We start from the raw sequence: 15,873 nt of genomic DNA, 5'->3' as shown, positions 1-15,873 counted from the left end.
TGTTTAACGTTAAGCTGACGCGCCTTGCAATGCCCACCTTACTTTTCACCCCAAAACACGGCAGAAATACTCGCGGTACAAATTGCAGCGCGGCATCACATAATTGTTTTGCCGCCGCACAATTCCCATGCTGTGCAACTTATAAATTTGCATTGAATCTAATTCAACTGCTTCGGGGGAATTAACAACTTTTTTCAAAGCTGAAGCTAATTCTGGATTTTGTTGCAGAATTTCTAAATGTCTCCGCAAATGATTGCTGTAGATTCCCGATTCTGAGGCAGCATTTTCTAATAGCTGATTTAATGAGATTTTGCCACAACTAACCTCATACATTGCCAATCTTACTAAATAAGGATGTCCGCCGATCGCCCAAATCAACTCTTGCAACTGCCCATCACCCCAATCCAAGCCGTGAACCCCAGCTAAATCGTGGATTTGCTGGCTGTCAAACTCCAGCAGTTCAACGGGAACTCCCGCATTAAACGGAGATTGGTTCATATCCAAAGGAATATAAACTTCCGTAGAATGCGCCATTACCAACCGCAGTTTTTGCCAAACATCAGAAATTTTGGCTTTTTCGTGCCAGCTTCGCAGCATTCCCAGAAAATCTTCAACTACTTCTGTGTAGGGAAATATGCGATCGACTTCATCCAATCCCAACACTAGAGGAGTTGCTGTTTGGGCCAGCAAATACTCTTCAAAGTATACCGTACAGTTATCGTTGCTGCCCAAAATATCGGTATCCCAATATTCGTTTAACTTGTTTTCTAACTTTAACTGTCGGCTTACCATCAAGCACAACCAGCGCAGAAATTTATCAAGATTTGTTAATATTCCTCGGTCTGCCGCGCTCAAATCTAAATAAACTGCATGATAATTTTCCCGGACAGCCCGATCTAAAATCCGGGTCATCAGTGAAGTTTTTCCCATCATCTCCGGGGCTTTAATCCGAATCAGAGAACCGGGTTTGACAACCGTTTCGCCGCAGAGAGCATCAATGCTGGAACGCTCTATATAAAAAGGTGAATCTAATGCTACTGAACCTTCGGGAAACTGCAAATTTGCCGCCGTTGGTGATGTTGGTAAAGGCGGGTTTGTGTGAAGAGATTGACTGGGTTCGGCTTCATAAGCTCTCCTCAGTGCTTCTTTGAAATTTTTCTTGGTGATTTTTTCTCCCAAAGCTTCTGAAAGCTTGTGCCACAATTTGTTACCGACATCTTTGTTGAGGTATTCAGCACTGTAGCCGTAAACTTTGGCGATTTCATCGTAACTTTTGCCTTCCCAAGAACCTTGAAGGACTTTCATTTCGATGTCGCTGAGATATTTGCCGGTGTTTAGAGCAAAAATGCGATCGGCAGATTCTTTGGTTTTGCTCCAAGAGAATTGTAATTCTGAGTTCATGGGCTGGACACGGGTAACTAAGTATACACGTAAGTATGCAGACTCTTGCAAGAGAGCAGTTGTTCCTCTATCGGAAAGTCACCCTGACTTTTCCCTATTTTAACTGATTTAAGCTGAGTTTTTACTGTCAATGCTGGTTGAAATACCTGATTTTATTCCCCTGGTGGGTTTTATGCTTAGAAAATAAGCTGGTTTTGAAGCAAGTTGATTGTCGATCGCAATTACAGAAACCCGATCGCACTAACCAAAGCCAAACCTCGCAAACACCAGGGTAAAAGGATAAAGATTATGGCTGCTACGATTACCGTCAATAGCACAGATGACTTGAATACCAGGAATGCCGTCATCTCGCTCAGAGAGGCAATTCTGATTGCCAATGGTACTCTAAATTTTGCTGCTTTGACAGTGGCAGAACAAGCGCAAATTAACGGCACTGTCGGTACTGGTGCCGATCGCGACACGATCGCCTTTAATATCGGGGCGATCGGTTCTCAGCAATTAATTCAGCCTTTATCCGCACTGCCGCCGATCTCCGATCGAGTTGTCATCGACGGTTTGAGTCAAGGCGGCGCGGGCTATAACGGTTTGCCCCTGGTGGAAATCAGCGGCAACCTCCCCGGATTTGGGATGGTCGGACTTGATATCACTGCTGGGAACAGTATCGTGCGAGGTTTAGCGATCAACAGATTTTACTTGGCAGGCATCCGCTTGCAAACCAATGGCGGCAACGAGATCGTCAGCAACCACATCGCCAGCGATTCCGGCAGCAGAGGGATCTCGATTGATGGCGTTCCAGATAATCGGATCGAGGGCAACTTAATCTCCGGCAAGACCACTATTCTTCCCGGTGTTGCCGGCATCGGCATCGAGATTTCCGGTATCGCTGCGCGCAACAACCAAGTAATCCGTAACCGTATTGGCACTAATATTACTGGTACTGCTGCGATCGGCAACAATGTTGGCATCAGCATCAAGAATGCGCCTGAAAACCTGATTCAGGACAACCAGATTTCTGGCAATAATGCAGGTAGTGACGGCGTTGGAATTGGGATCGCTGGTCCAACTGCCAATCAAAATCGAGTTGTCGGCAACCGGATCGGCACTGATATTACGGGTACTGTAGCGCTAGGAAACGGTATATATGGCATCGCTATTGGCGGCGGTTCTAACAATATTATCGGCGGCACAACGCCTCAAGAACGCAATATCATTTCTGGTAATGGGACTGCGGGTATTGTCATTGGAGACGCATCTGCACCCGTACCTTTAGACGCTAAGACTGCGAAGACAAACCGAATTCTCGGCAACTATATCGGTACGAATATCAGCGGTACTGCCGCTTTGGGAAATACGATCGGCATCGTTATCCTTGCTGGTGAAAGCAACACCATCGGCGGGGCGACGGCGCAAGAACGCAATGTCATTTCCGGCAACCAAATGGCCGTCTTATTCCTTGGCAACGAGGTCATTGGCAACCGCGCGATCGGCAATTATATCGGCACGCAAGCTGACGGCAGCACTCCTTTACCTAATACCTCGTACAGCGTCGTAGCTAGAGATACTGGCGTCAATAACCGCATCGGCGGCACCGCAGCAGGGGAAGGAAATACGATCGCCTTTAGCGGCAGCACTGGCATTCAAGTTACTGGTGGCAAAGGCTTAGCAATTTTAGGCAATTCCATCTTTTCTAATAATAGTTTAGGCATCGATCTCGATAACGATGCCGATCCCCTCACTCTCGACGGCGTTACCCCAAACGACTTGGGAGACGGAGATACAGGCGGCAACGGCTTGCAAAATTTTCCTGTTTTAAACTCCGCAACTGCTAGCGGTGGCAACATTACCCTTAGCGGCACTCTCAACAGCATTCCCAATACGACTTTCCGCGTCGAATTTTTTGACAATACTGTCCTAGATCCCAGCGGTAACGGCGAAGGAAAAACTTACCTCAACTTTGTAAATGTCACGACTGATGCTGCTGGCAATGCTAATTTTACATCGCCGGCGTTAACTGCAACAGGGGCGATCGTGACTACTGCGACTAACTTAACAACTAACGATACTTCCGAATTTTCTCAACCTTCCCCCGGCTTACTGAAATTGAGCAACCCCGCTTACACGGTGAATGAAAGCGGTACAGTTGTAGGTGCAGCGATTACTGTCGATCGCATTGCTGGTAACAAAGGTGCTGTTGGCGCAACATTGACGCTGACGGATGGTACTGCTGTTGCTGCTGACTACACCAATACGCCGATCGCGATTAACTTTGCCGCTGGCGATACGACACCAAAAATTGTGACTATTCCGATCGCCGATGATGCGATCGACGAAGCTGACGAAACGGTTAATTTATCTCTGACTAATCCTACGGGAAATGCTACGGTGGGCGATCGATACAAGAATGCAGTTTTGACGATCGCAGATAATGACTCTAATCCCACTCCTACGCCAACTCCCACACCAATTCCGACACCAATTCCAATCCCGACACCAACTCCAATTCCGACACCAATTCCAATTCCAACACCAACTCCAATTCCAACAACAACTCCAATTCCGACACCAATTACGACAGAAACGCCAACGCCAAGTCCGACACCAACTCCAATAGAAACGCCAACGCCAACTCCAACTCCAACTCCAATAGAAACGCCAACTCCAACTCCAATTCCAATTCCAATAGAAACGCCAACGCCAACTCCAACTCCAACTCCAATTCCAATAGAAACGCCAACGCCAACTCCAACTCCAACTCCAACTCCAATTCCAATAGAAACGCCAACGCCAACTCCAACTCCAATTCCGACATCAATTCCAATAGAAACGCCAACGCCAACTCCAACTCCAATTCCGACACCAATTCCAATAGAAACGCCAACGCCAACTCCAACTCCAATTCCGACACCAACTCGAATTCCAACCGAAATTCCGACAGAAATTTCGACACCAACTCCGGCAGCAACACCAACTCCCACGCCAACTCCGACAGAAATTCCGACAGAAATTCCGACAGAAATTCCGACAGAAATTCCAACTCCGATCGAAATTCCCACACCCACTCCAACTCCGATAGAAATTCCGACAGAAATTCCCACACCAACGCCAATTGCGACAGAAATTCCGACCGAAGATTGCCCGTGTAATTCTCTATCCCTTCCGAATCTAAACCAACCCAATTCTGTAGAAAACAACTTGATATCAGGCGGAACGGAAGATGATTGGCTGTGTGGCAGCAATAATCAAGACATTATAATTGGCAATGAAGGAACAGATACATTATTGGGAAATCTGGGAGAAGATTCGCTAGATGGGGGCAAAGGAAACGATTTCCTATTGGGAGGTAAGAATCGAGATTTAATTGTAGGCAGTGAAGGCAACGATACTCTGTTGGGAAATTTAGGTGACGATACTGCCTGTGGTGGTGGCGGCAACGATTACTTGCGGGGTGATGAAAATAACGACTTACTTGATGGCTGTGAAGGTAATGATACGATTTTGGGCGGAAAAAACAATGATACGATATTTGGGGGAGCGGGAGACGACTTTTTAAGCGGCGATTTGGGAGATGATATTTTAATTGGAGGAAGTGGGAGCGATCGTTTTATGCTTTGGCCCGATTCAGGCATGGATATCATTCTAGATTTTGAACCTGGAAAAGATGCGATCGCCCTTAGTAAAGGTTTGACTTCCTCTCAACTTTCAATTACTCAAGCCAACAGCGATACCTTCATCCGCTTGACTGCAACAGGTCAAATTTTAGCTACTCTCAATAACCTATCCGTTGCTCAAATCAATTTTACCGACTTGAACTCAGCTAACTCATTCATTCCTCTTTTTTAATCTATCAATACCCAAAAGACCGTCAGGGGTTTAAACGGGTGCATCTCATTTTGGCAAATATATCTGTAGGGGCGAAGCATTCCGGCAGTAAATATGAGCTTCTAACTAATAATATCGTGTCCGGTCGATTGACCGTAATAAGTAAGGTTCGTAGTGTGGACTTTAGTCCGCAGTATTTTGCGGACTAAAGTCCACACTACGAACCGTTTTTGTCATGGTAATTGACCGGACGTGATATAACTTATCGGTCGGAATGATTCGCCCTCTTCAAGAGTGAGGTCCACCAGGTTTAAACCCCTCCCGAACTGCTGGTTTAACGCAGTTGTTGACACCAATGAAACCTGATTTTTCCCAATTCTGATATTTTACTACCTGATTTATTCCTACCCATAATTACCAAACACCATTTTTTAATCATTTCAATACCTGATTTTATTCCCATTGTCTGTTCTTTGAAAAGAGGAGAAACTAAATACATCAAGCAAGTTAGTTGAGTCTTTCTCACCCTTGCACAAATTTGAAAACTACAAGGAGCAACAAAAATGTCATCAGTTATCAAAGGTACTGACTACGACGACAACAACACTGTCAACGGCGACGGTAAACTCCACAAATCCCTAGTGGGAGATGATTTTACCATCAACGGTCAAGGTCAAATTGAGATTTCAAATGATATAATCTACGGCTATAAAGGCGATGATATCTTGTTAGGTCGCGACGGAGATGACATCCTCTACGGTGGCTTCGGCGGCGATAAGCTAAATGGCGGCGCGGGTAATGATAAATTATACGGCGAAGCTGGCGAAGATTTGCTGTATGGAGGTGCTGGCAAAGATACACTGTCTGGCGGTCTTCACAACGATTATCTATTCGGAGGAAGCGGCAAAGATTATCTGATCGGCGGCGACGGTAACGATTACCTTGACGGTGCTAATTTTTCGGGTGCTGGTAACGGTATCGGTGGCGGTAGTGAATCCGATTCTCTCTCCGGCGGCGCGGGTACGGACACTTTTGTACTCGGCAATGTTGATAATGTTTACTATCTCGGCACTGGCTATGCTACGATTACGGATTTTACGTTAGGTACTGATAAAATCCAGATTAAAGGTAATTTAGCAGACGGCTATTCCCTGAAAGCTGGCGATTGGAACGGCAACAATGTTCAAGATACTGGCATCTTCTACAAGGACAATTTGATTGGGGTTGTGCGAGACCAAAAATTAACTAATGTTAACCCTAATCAAGTATTCTTGTCCGCACCTCCCATCCCTCAATAGTCTTAAGCTTGGGTACATCTGGTTTTTGAAGAGGGCGAAGGATGACCGCATATAAGTTATTACTTATAATCTGATACGGTTTACTTAAGACAGATATCCCTGGCACACCCCTTAAAAAGGGGGGGACAAGAAAGCTCTTAAAGTCCCCCTTCTTAAGGGGGATTTAGGGGGATCTCCGGGGCATAAAAAGTGTTAAGTAAACCGTATTGACTTATAATCTAATATTTACTAGGGTCATGCTTCGCCCCTACCAGAGACGTTTCTCACAATAAAATGCACTCTTAAGCTTCGCTACCTAATGGCGGCAACTGAGCACCGCCCACTATTTTTAAACAGGAGTTTTTATGATGAAAATTGCGGAAAATAAACGGAAATTCAACAGGCTTTTCTGCACAACTTTTACCTTAATTTCAGCTATTCTCTTAGGAAGCTTGGGAAAGGTTTTCGAGTCCAACAACAACATAGCTTTAGCTGAGGAAAGCATCCCCGTTAGCGGTAGCGGCGACGCGCAACTCCAGCCGATTTTGCAATCGCTAACTGAATTTATGCGCCATCGCTGTATCGGTGCGGCTGTCCTCGGTGTTTCTGTCAAAGGTAAGCCCGTGGGTGTTTGGGGTTTGGGGCGCATGAAAGGCCGATCGACCAATAACGCAAATCCGGCTTGCGGCGACGAGATGCAGGCTCCTCTAAGTGCGATCGTACCAGCAGACACCCCCATGCGTATGGGCAGTATCAGCAAGCCTGTTACCTTTGCGATGGTGCGCTGGGCGCTAAAACAGACGGCGCGCGATCGGGCGCCGTCTTAGAACTGACTGACGAGCAAATTGAAGGGATGAAATTGTTCGATCCGCAGCATTATCCGCCGCTAATTCCCGGTTTTAACAAGCAATATCCTGTAGCGATTATCCCTGAAAAATTGCACGCGGTATTTTCGGGCTGGTTGAGCAAAAACCTGCTGGTTGAGCGCGCCCTTTTATCTCTGTCGAAACCAAGTCGAAACTAAGTTTAAACCTGGTTGATAGGAGTCGAAAATTCGTCCCTTACTGCTTCAGAAACCGGGTTTTTTACGGAGATTAAAGGCGGCGAGCCAATATTTTCCTAAAAAAACCCGGTTTCTGGAGCAAGTCTTGTGTTTTTGCAATGACTTACTTATAACAGTAAAGATATAGGCTGGCTGTGCGGGAATATCGCATTCCTAAAAAATGCTTTCACCGAATCGGGATAATCCCTAGTTTTTATCTATTTTAGCTGGGGTTTGAATTCAGCAGTTTATGCTAAAATTAAGACAGCAATTTTTCAGATGAAAATTATGCAGTCAACTACCGAAAGCCTCATGGGAAAAGTCACAACAACGCTAGTAATTACGAATCGGATCGATGAAGCTAAAGCAGAAGATGGTTTGATTCCTATTGAGCAAGTCAGGTGTGTCACTCTAGAAAATGTTTTGGTGGATACGGGCGCGACAACTTTGTGTTTGCCGAAAGATGCGATCGCGAGACTGGGTTTGAAAATTCTTAAGCAAGTGGTTGTGGAAACAGCCACAGGTATTAGTGAGGCTCGGATTTTTAGAGATGCCTCGATTTCTTTGTGCGGGCGCGAAGGCACGTTTGAGTGTCTGGAATTACCAGAGGGGAAAACTGCACTTTTGGGCGTGATTCCGATGGAAGCGCTGGGAATTGAAGTGGATTTGAAACATCAAAGCTTGAAGGTTTTGCCCGACGGGCCGACGGAAACTTATTTGACAATTCTTTAATGTTAATCTCAATGGAGGGGAAGTAAAAATTATGCAGTCTACTGTGCAAACAGCAGCGGGCATTAAAACTGAACCCTCAACTGTCAACTGTCAACTGTTTAAGATTCTTTGATATTCTTGAGTTTGGATGCCACCTATTCCAAAGGCAGCGCTAAGATGGTTAAGCACTGTTTTGCACTACTCTCATGTCCCAACGCGCCAAAACCTCAAAAAGCCAGTCAAGTGCATCCCACAATGGGCATAATGTGACGAGTTCTAACTCCAACAGCCAAAATACAATTCGGATTCGCGGTGCGAGACAGCACAACCTTAAGAATATTGATCTGGAACTGCCGCGCGATCAACTGATCGTTTTTACTGGTGTCTCCGGTTCCGGTAAGTCTTCCTTGGCTTTCGATACAATTTTTGCCGAGGGACAGCGCCGTTACGTGGAGTCTCTCAGCGCCTACGCGCGCCAGTTTTTGGGACAGTTGGACAAACCCGATGTGGACGCAATCGAGGGGTTGAGTCCGGCTATTTCGATCGACCAAAAGTCAACTTCTCATAACCCGCGATCGACTGTAGGCACTGTTACAGAAATTTACGACTATCTCAGATTGCTCTACGGCAGAGCTGGGGAACCGCACTGTCCGATTTGCGATCGCTCCATCGCGCCGCAGACAATTGATGAAATGTGCGATCGAGTCATGGCCCTTCCAGACGGCACTCGCTTTCACCTTCTCGCGCCGGTGGTACGCGGAAAAAAAGGCACTCACCGCAAATTATTGTCGAGTTTAGCTTCGGAAGGATTTATTCGCGTCAAAGTTAACGGAGAAATTTTAGAACTTTCGGAAAATATCGAATTAGATAAAAATCATAGCCACAACATCGAGATAGTTGTTGACAGGTTAATTAAAAAACCGGGTTTAGAAGAACGTTTAGTTGATTCTCTCTCGACTTGTTTGCGCCATTCTGAGGGAATTGCGATCGTTGAAGAGTTACCGACTGACGAAAATTCCGAACCAAATCCGCCGATCGTATTTTCGGAAAATTTTGCTTGTCCCGAACACGGCGCGGTGATGGAAGAACTTTCGCCCCGGTTATTTTCGTTTAATTCCCCCTACGGTGCGTGCCCAAATTGCCACGGTTTGGGGAGTTTGCGGACTTTTGCGCCGGAGTTGGTGATTCCCGACGAGAAAGCGCCTCTTTATTGTGCGATCGCCCCTTGGTCTGACAAAGACAATTCCTATTATCTCTCTTTGCTGTGCAGTGTTGCTGATGCTTGCGGATTTGCGATCGACACTCCTTGGTTCCGCTTGAGGCCAGAACATCAGCGGGTGATTTTGTACGGCAATGAGTCAAAACAAACCGCCGAAAGTAAGAAACGAGACGGCAGTATCACCGATTTGAGGCGAGATTTTAAGGGCGTAATTTCCATGTTGCAGCGCCAGTACGACGATACTGGGTCTGATTTGATCAAACAGAAGTTGGAACAGTATCGAGTCGATCGCTCTTGCGAGGTTTGTGGCGGCAAACGGTTGAAACCAGAGGCGCTGGCGGTGCGGTTGGGACAGTACGGAATTGTGGATTTAACGAGTATTTCGATTCGCGAATGCCGGGAGAGAATGGATAATTTGGGATTGAGCGATCGACAATTCCAAATATCCGATTTAGCCCTGAGAGAAATCAAAGCAAGGCTGCAATTTTTGCTCGATGTCGGATTAGATTATCTGACATTAGACCGTGCAGCCATGACACTTTCTGGCGGAGAAGCTCAGCGAATTCGACTCGCCACTCAAATCGGTTCTGGTTTGACTGGTGTCCTCTACGTTTTGGACGAACCGAGCATCGGACTGCACCAAAGAGACAATTTTCGGCTACTGCAAACATTAACAAAATTGCGCGATTTAGGCAATACTTTGATTGTGGTAGAACACGATGAAGAAACCATGCGGGCTGCCGACCATATTGTCGATATCGGGCCCGGCGCCGGCGTTCACGGCGGCAAAATCATCTCCCAAGGAAGTTTAGAAAACTTGCTGGCAGCCGAGGAATCTTTGACCGGGGCTTATTTGTCAGGAAAACGAGTAATTGAAACTCCGAATGAAAGGAGAAAAGGCAACGGCAAAGCTCTCTCGATTAAAAATGCGACGCGCAACAATTTAAAAAATATCGATGTGGAAATTCCGCTGGGGAAACTCGTCTGCGTCACGGGCGTTTCCGGTTCAGGAAAATCCACATTAATCAATGAATTGCTGTACCCGTCGCTGCAACACTATCTCACCAAAAAAGTTCCTTTACCGACGGACATGGAAGCCCTTAAAACCAAGGGCGAACGCTCTCTTGAGGATGTGGTTGATAAGGTAATTGTCATCGATCAATCTCCCATCGGCCGCACTCCGCGTTCTAATCCTGCTACTTACACGGGAGTCTTTGATGTGATTCGAGATTTATTTTGCGAAACCGTTGAAGCGAAGGCAAGAGGTTACAAAGCGGGGCAGTTTTCTTTTAACGTGAAAGGGGGAAGGTGCGAAGCTTGCGGGGGTCAAGGGGTGAACGTGATTTCGATGAATTTTCTGCCGGATGTTTACGTCCAGTGCGAGGTTTGTAAAGGTGCGCGCTACAACCGGGAAACGCTGCAAGTTAAGTACAAAGGCAAGTCAATTTCTGATGTTTTGAACATGACTGTTGAGGAAGCTTTGGAAATGTTTAAAAATATTCCCAGGGCAGCCATGAGACTACAAACTTTGCTTGATGTTGGCTTGGGTTACATTCAGTTGGGACAGCCCGCGCCGACGCTTTCTGGTGGCGAAGCACAGCGGGTGAAGTTGGCAACGGAACTGTCGCGCCGCGCTACTGGGAAGACGCTTTATTTAATCGATGAACCGACGACAGGTTTGTCGTTTTATGATGTTCACCATTTGTTAAATGTGCTGCAAAGATTGGTAGATAAGGGGAATTCAATTTTGGTAATCGAACACAATTTGGATGTGATTCGGTGCTGCGATTGGGCGATCGATTTAGGGCCTGAAGGGGGAGATAAGGGAGGTGAAATTATTGTGGCGGGAACGCCGGAGGATGTGGCTGCAAATTCTCGTTCTTATACTGGGAAGTATTTGAAAGCTGTTTTAGAACAGCATCCTTTGGGGGAGGCTGTAGCCGTTAGTTAATAGTAACAGGAATTATGCAATTGGCATCCTACAATCCAATTGTAGGGTGCGTCAGATATTTAAACCTTCAATAATCGTTTAATAAACTAACCTGACGCACCCTACAATTAAAATATGTCATATAATCGATAGAATATAGGTGCGAATCCTTCGCCCCACCGGATATATTGATAAAATTGGGATAATCCAGACAAGCAATCTACATCTGCGAGAAGTTAAATGCTGGGCATTGAGAATAATCTGAATCTTTTGGTCAAGATTTTTTCGGGCTAACTTCAAATGTTAACTCAGAGCGATAAAAGCATACATCAAACGCTAGAAAGAAATTCATGTGTCCCAAAATCAATGGAGCATTTCGATCTTTTGTCCAAGCAAAAGCCAACTCCACAGGCGGAAATTGCTCGACATTTGCTGTCATCACCACCGCTCTTGCTTCAAACTTAGACAAATTTCCTCCCAACGGCACTGAAAGCCTCTGTCGTTCCCAAACAGCACCCAACCTTAAACCCATCTCATAAGGTAATACGTTTACACTAGAGCCTGTATCTAATAAACCTGATACCCTCAGAGATTGATTTTGATACGTTAGAACTATCGGCAGGTAAGGAAGCGTACTTAATGCACCAAGACTTGGATCGACCTCCGTAAAGGCAAATCTAACTCGATCAACCATGTGTTGCAACCTTCTCTTCTGCCAATGCTCTTGCTAGTACAGAAGCAGCCTCAAAAGAATCATGCAACCCTTGACTAGCAGGTGTTCCTCCATCGCTCAATGGTACTAAACCAGATTCGTTCAGCAATTGGGCTATCAGGAAATGGAGTAGCAATAGCTTCTCGGCGTGAGATAATTCTTTAATAACAGGAACAAGTTCAGTAAAAGGCATAAAGCTTTTAGGATAAGTTATAGATGTGTATATTGTAGGGCATTAAGTTTACATCTGCTTATTTATAATCCAACTCGTGAGGCGATCGACAAATGGATAGACTAAACGAATACCGCAAAATTGTTTGTGACTTTCTCGAAGATTTTTCTAAAAATGACGCAAATGCTCAGTTAATCTTTGATATCGCCCGCGATCGATACCTCGTCATGCACAACGAATGGCGCGACGAATATCGCATCTATGCTTGTGCCATGCAGCTCGATATCATCGAAAATCAAATCTGGATTCAACACAACAGTACCGAGGTTTATATCGATCGAGAACTGATTCAACGTGGCGTGTCTCCTCAAGACATCATTCTTGGGTTTCGCTCCCCCAGCATCCGAAAACTCCTTGTTGTTAATTATTCCTAAGTAAACTGAGAGCAACCCCATTAACCCCAATTAAACTATGCCACGCTGGTTCAATACCGCAGGCCCGTGCCAAGCAGACATTCATTACGTGCTACCTCCAACGTCACGCTTACCTGGCTTAGAACGGTTAATCGCTCAACGCAACTATTTCGTCATTCATGCACCCCGACAAGTGGGTAAAACCACGGCGATGCTAGCTTTAGCCAAGCAACTCACCGATAGCGGACAATACACGGCTGTGATGCTATCAGTAGAAGTCGGCGCACCCTTCAGTCAAGATATTGCCGGTGCTGAAGAGGCGATTCTGGCTGCTTGGCGACGGGCGATTTCCATCCGACTTCCCCAGGAATTACAACCTCCAGCTTGGCCTTCCTTGGAATCGGGACAGCGAATCGGCGATGCACTGAGTCTTTGGGCGCAAGCATCCCCTCGTCCTTTGGTAATTTTTATTGATGAAATTGATGCGCTACAAGACCAAGCTTTGATTTCTATCTTGCGTCAACTGCGCGATGCTTATCCCAATCGTCCTAAAGCTTTTCCTCAATCAGTTGGTTTGATCGGTTTGCGGGATGTTCGGGATTACAAAGTGGCTGCGGGCGGTAGCGACAGACTCAATACTTCTAGTCCGTTTAATATTAAAGTGCGATCGCTCACTTTACGCAATTTTAACGCCGAAGAAGTCGCCGAACTCTACGCGCAACATACCGAAGATACCGGACAAGTTTTTACACCGGAAGCAACAGCTTTAGCCTTTGAACTGACTCAGGGACAGCCTTGGTTGGTGAATGCACTAGCTAAGGAAATAGTAGAAGAATTAGTTACTGATGAATCTATAGAAATTACCACGGAACATATTTTATCAGCTAAAGAAATTTTAATCAAACGTCAAGATACGCATTTAGATAGTCTAGCAGAACGACTGAGAGAAAATCGAGTCAAAGCGATTATTGAGCCGATTTTAGCAGGACAAGAACTGCCAGAGTCTTCTAATGACGATCGCCAATACCTCGTAGATTTGGGCTTGCTCAAACGCGATCCGGCGGGGGGTTTGGTCATCGCCAATCCGATTTATCGAGAAGTTTTGCCACGAGTTTTGGTGCAAGGCCCACAAGATAGTTTACCGATTATCAGTCCGAGTTGGTTGAATCCTCGCGGAGAACTAATGACCGATGCGTTACTCCAAGCTTTTCTGGCATTTTGGTTACAACATGGCGAACCGTTACTCAAAAGTGCTTCTTATCCTGAAATTGCCCCTCATTTGGTGTTGATGGCGTTTCTGCATCGGGTGATTAATGGCGGGGGAACTTTGGAACGCGAATATGCGATCGGGCGCGATCGCATGGATTTATGTTTGCGCTATGGTGAGGTAACATTGGGAATTGAACTGAAGGTTTGGCGGACTAGAAAAGTCGATCCTCTGAGTAAAGGTTTGGAACAGTTAGATGGATATCTGGCTAGATTGGGACAGGATTCCGGTTGGTTGGTAATATTCGATCGCCGCGAGAATGCACTGGAACTCGAAGAACGGTTGAACACTGAGATTCATACTACTCCAATTGGGCGATCGGTTACTGTTATTCGTGCGTGAAATTCTGTATTAACTATCTTGAATTGTGGGAGACATTGCCATATTTTGTGCTTGTTTTTGCATGAATTCAATGTCCGATCGCAACCAAGTGCGGGGCCCGCTGCATTGATGAGCAATTAACAGCCCCCACAGTCCTTTTTCCGTTAAAATTGGCACGACTAAATTAGCGCGAACCTTCATGCTACGCAGAAATAGTCGATGACATTGGTGAATTGGTTCTGTTTCAATATCTGCAATTGCTCTGACTCTGCCGGCTTCGTACAAAGCAGCGTATTCGCCGTTAAAACACTCGTCTGGCCCCGTCGAGCCCAAAATTGAGAGTTCGATCGCACTTAGCATCTCACAAGTCACTCGACCTTGCCACTGTCTGTAAAAATAATACAGCACCGCGCGATCGCTCTGCACAACTTCTCGAATGTCGTATAGGGATTTTTCGATTAATACGTCGCGCTTTAGACGATCTGTCAAGCGGTTGACAATGTTTTGCAGGCGATCGCCAGACATGGTATTAACTCCTTAAGTATCTGCCTAAAGTTTACCTCTATTAAAGATAGCAACTGCTAGGATAACTTTACAGCTAGGGGAAACATCAAATATGTCTGTAGTAGAAGCTGCTTGGAAACACGAATTTATCGCTACAAACGGCATCAAACTGCACTGTGTCACTCAAGGCTCTGGGCCGCTGATGCTGATGCTGCACGGATTTCCTGAATTTTGGTATTCTTGGCGCAATCAAATCCCGGAATTTGCATCAGATTATCAAGTTGTCGCTGTGGATCTCAGGGGTTACAACGACAGCGAAAAACCTCAACATAAATCTGCTTACATTATGGCAGAATTCGTACAAGATGTCAAAGGAATCATTCAAGGCTTTGGATACAAAAGTTGTGTCTTAGTTGGCCACGACTGGGGAGGCGCGATCGCCTGGAATTTTGCCTATGCTTATCCTGAGATGGTGGATAAATTAATTGTGATGAATCTACCGCATCCGGCAAAGTTTGCTGAAGGGTTGCACACTCCCCAACAATTGCTCAAAAGTTGGTACATTTTTTTGTTTCAGTTGCCAGTTTTGCCGGAATTGTTAATTAAATTGAGCGACTATCGGGCGATCGATCGCGCTTTGCAAGGCATGGCAGTTGACAAAAATACCTTTACCCCCTCCGATATCGAAGCTTACAAAGATGCGGCTGCCAAACCGGGTGCTCTGACTGCTACTATCAATTATTATCGCAATATTGCTCGCGGATTTCTCGATCGCCCGAATTGGAGTGTGCTGGAAGTTCCGACGCTGATGATTTGGGGAGAAAATGATGCTGCTCTCGGCAAAGAGTTAACTTACGGGACAGCAGATTACGTGCGGGACTTTCAGATTCAATACATTCCCAATTGCAGCCACTGGGTGCACCAGGAAAAGCCCCAGTTAGTGAATCGCTATATGCGCGATTTTTTGGCAAGCAAAGCTGTCTGAGCAAATATGCAGTTTGATTCGCTACAAGTCGCGATAGCAAACATATTTTAAACAAAAAAAATGGTTTGTAATTAGGACTCAAGTCCTGACTACAAACATT

The 15,873-nt window shown here is 45.7% G+C and carries 13 protein-coding genes; 9 read left to right on the top strand and 4 right to left on the bottom strand.

The features are described from left to right. Positions 1–45: 45 nt before the first annotated feature. Positions 46–1,401, bottom strand: coding sequence for an AAA-like domain-containing protein (locus QUB68_RS01800; protein WP_332988820.1), 1,356 nt, complete (start codon positions 1,399–1,401; stop codon positions 46–48). 288 nt (positions 1,402–1,689) lie between these two features. On the opposite strand from QUB68_RS01800, the gene QUB68_RS01795 reads away from it, so the two are divergent. The 6 genes from QUB68_RS01795 to uvrA all read left to right on the top strand — a co-directional run bounded on the left by QUB68_RS01795 (position 1,690) and on the right by uvrA (position 11,420). Continuing rightward, entirely contained in the window at positions 1,690–5,241 is a 3,552-nt protein-coding gene (locus tag QUB68_RS01795) for a Calx-beta domain-containing protein (RefSeq protein ID WP_332988818.1), read from the top strand. A 542-nt stretch (positions 5,242–5,783) separates the two neighbouring features. Next, positions 5,784–6,518: a calcium-binding protein gene (locus QUB68_RS01790; protein ID WP_332988817.1), complete on the top strand. Its 735-nt coding sequence runs from the start codon at positions 5,784–5,786 to the stop codon at positions 6,516–6,518. Positions 6,519–6,862: 344 nt separating this feature from the next. Further along, positions 6,863–7,324, top strand: coding sequence for a hypothetical protein (locus QUB68_RS01785; RefSeq protein ID WP_332988815.1), 462 nt, complete (start codon positions 6,863–6,865; stop codon positions 7,322–7,324). A 26-nt stretch (positions 7,325–7,350) separates the two neighbouring features. Further along, entirely contained in the window at positions 7,351–7,521 is a 171-nt protein-coding gene (locus QUB68_RS01780) for a hypothetical protein (RefSeq protein WP_332988812.1), read from the top strand. Positions 7,522–7,827: 306 nt separating this feature from the next. Beyond that, positions 7,828–8,271 (top strand): retroviral-like aspartic protease family protein, encoded by a 444-nt coding sequence (locus QUB68_RS01775; protein WP_332988810.1) that lies wholly within the window; start codon positions 7,828–7,830, stop codon positions 8,269–8,271. Positions 8,272–8,456: 185 nt separating this feature from the next. After that, positions 8,457–11,420, top strand: a complete 2,964-nt coding sequence (gene uvrA, locus QUB68_RS01770) for an excinuclease ABC subunit UvrA (RefSeq protein WP_332988809.1) — start codon at positions 8,457–8,459, stop codon at positions 11,418–11,420. A gap of 253 nt (positions 11,421–11,673) precedes the next feature. Here uvrA and QUB68_RS01765 read toward each other — a convergent pair whose 3' ends face one another. Together QUB68_RS01765 and QUB68_RS01760 are read right to left on the bottom strand one after the other, a co-directional pair. Next, a complete protein-coding gene (locus tag QUB68_RS01765) occupies positions 11,674–12,093 on the bottom strand; it encodes a hypothetical protein (protein ID WP_332988807.1) in 420 nt (139 codons plus the stop codon). Continuing rightward, entirely contained in the window at positions 12,086–12,304 is a 219-nt protein-coding gene (locus QUB68_RS01760; RefSeq protein ID WP_332988805.1) for a hypothetical protein, read from the bottom strand. Before QUB68_RS01760 ends, QUB68_RS01765 begins: the two co-directional genes overlap by 8 nt. A gap of 92 nt (positions 12,305–12,396) precedes the next feature. On the opposite strand from QUB68_RS01760, the gene QUB68_RS01755 reads away from it, so the two are divergent. Both QUB68_RS01755 and QUB68_RS01750 read left to right on the top strand, forming a co-directional pair. Continuing rightward, positions 12,397–12,717, top strand: a complete 321-nt coding sequence (locus QUB68_RS01755; protein WP_332988803.1) for a XisI protein — start codon at positions 12,397–12,399, stop codon at positions 12,715–12,717. Positions 12,718–12,754: 37 nt separating this feature from the next. After that, entirely contained in the window at positions 12,755–14,305 is a 1,551-nt protein-coding gene (locus QUB68_RS01750; RefSeq protein ID WP_332988801.1) for an ATP-binding protein, read from the top strand. A 9-nt stretch (positions 14,306–14,314) separates the two neighbouring features. Here the strand turns inward: QUB68_RS01750 and QUB68_RS01745 are convergent, their stop codons facing one another. Continuing rightward, complete coding sequence (locus QUB68_RS01745; RefSeq protein ID WP_332988799.1) at positions 14,315–14,809, bottom strand: GAF domain-containing protein; 495 nt, start codon at positions 14,807–14,809, stop codon at positions 14,315–14,317. A 91-nt stretch (positions 14,810–14,900) separates the two neighbouring features. Here QUB68_RS01745 and QUB68_RS01740 point away from each other — a divergent pair, with 91 nt between their 5' ends. After that, positions 14,901–15,773 (top strand): alpha/beta fold hydrolase, encoded by an 873-nt coding sequence (locus tag QUB68_RS01740; RefSeq protein WP_332988797.1) that lies wholly within the window; start codon positions 14,901–14,903, stop codon positions 15,771–15,773. Positions 15,774–15,873: the final 100 nt, after the last annotated feature.

This window comes from Microcoleus sp. A006_D1 (genome assembly GCF_036702805.1).
GTDB lineage: Bacteria > Cyanobacteriota > Cyanobacteriia > Cyanobacteriales > Microcoleaceae > Microcoleus.
Note: the sequence above shows the minus strand (reverse complement) of the source record. Positions and strands in the feature narration are given on the sequence as shown.

Bases quoted from the DNA above. Each gene is read 5' to 3' on its own strand.
- QUB68_RS01800 (WP_332988820.1), bottom strand. From the start codon at position 1,401: ATGAACTCAGAATTACAATTCTCTTGGAGCAAAACCAAAGAATCTGCC.
- QUB68_RS01795 (WP_332988818.1), top strand. From the start codon at position 1,690: ATGGCTGCTACGATTACCGTCAATAGCACAGATGACTTGAATACCAGG.
- QUB68_RS01790 (WP_332988817.1), top strand. From the start codon at position 5,784: ATGTCATCAGTTATCAAAGGTACTGACTACGACGACAACAACACTGTC.
- QUB68_RS01785 (WP_332988815.1), top strand. From the start codon at position 6,863: ATGATGAAAATTGCGGAAAATAAACGGAAATTCAACAGGCTTTTCTGC.
- QUB68_RS01780 (WP_332988812.1), top strand. From the start codon at position 7,351: ATGAAATTGTTCGATCCGCAGCATTATCCGCCGCTAATTCCCGGTTTT.
- QUB68_RS01775 (WP_332988810.1), top strand. From the start codon at position 7,828: ATGCAGTCAACTACCGAAAGCCTCATGGGAAAAGTCACAACAACGCTA.
- uvrA (WP_332988809.1), top strand. From the start codon at position 8,457: ATGTCCCAACGCGCCAAAACCTCAAAAAGCCAGTCAAGTGCATCCCAC.
- QUB68_RS01765 (WP_332988807.1), bottom strand. From the start codon at position 12,093: ATGGTTGATCGAGTTAGATTTGCCTTTACGGAGGTCGATCCAAGTCTT.
- QUB68_RS01760 (WP_332988805.1), bottom strand. From the start codon at position 12,304: ATGCCTTTTACTGAACTTGTTCCTGTTATTAAAGAATTATCTCACGCC.
- QUB68_RS01755 (WP_332988803.1), top strand. From the start codon at position 12,397: ATGGATAGACTAAACGAATACCGCAAAATTGTTTGTGACTTTCTCGAA.
- QUB68_RS01750 (WP_332988801.1), top strand. From the start codon at position 12,755: ATGCCACGCTGGTTCAATACCGCAGGCCCGTGCCAAGCAGACATTCAT.
- QUB68_RS01745 (WP_332988799.1), bottom strand. From the start codon at position 14,809: ATGTCTGGCGATCGCCTGCAAAACATTGTCAACCGCTTGACAGATCGT.
- QUB68_RS01740 (WP_332988797.1), top strand. From the start codon at position 14,901: ATGTCTGTAGTAGAAGCTGCTTGGAAACACGAATTTATCGCTACAAAC.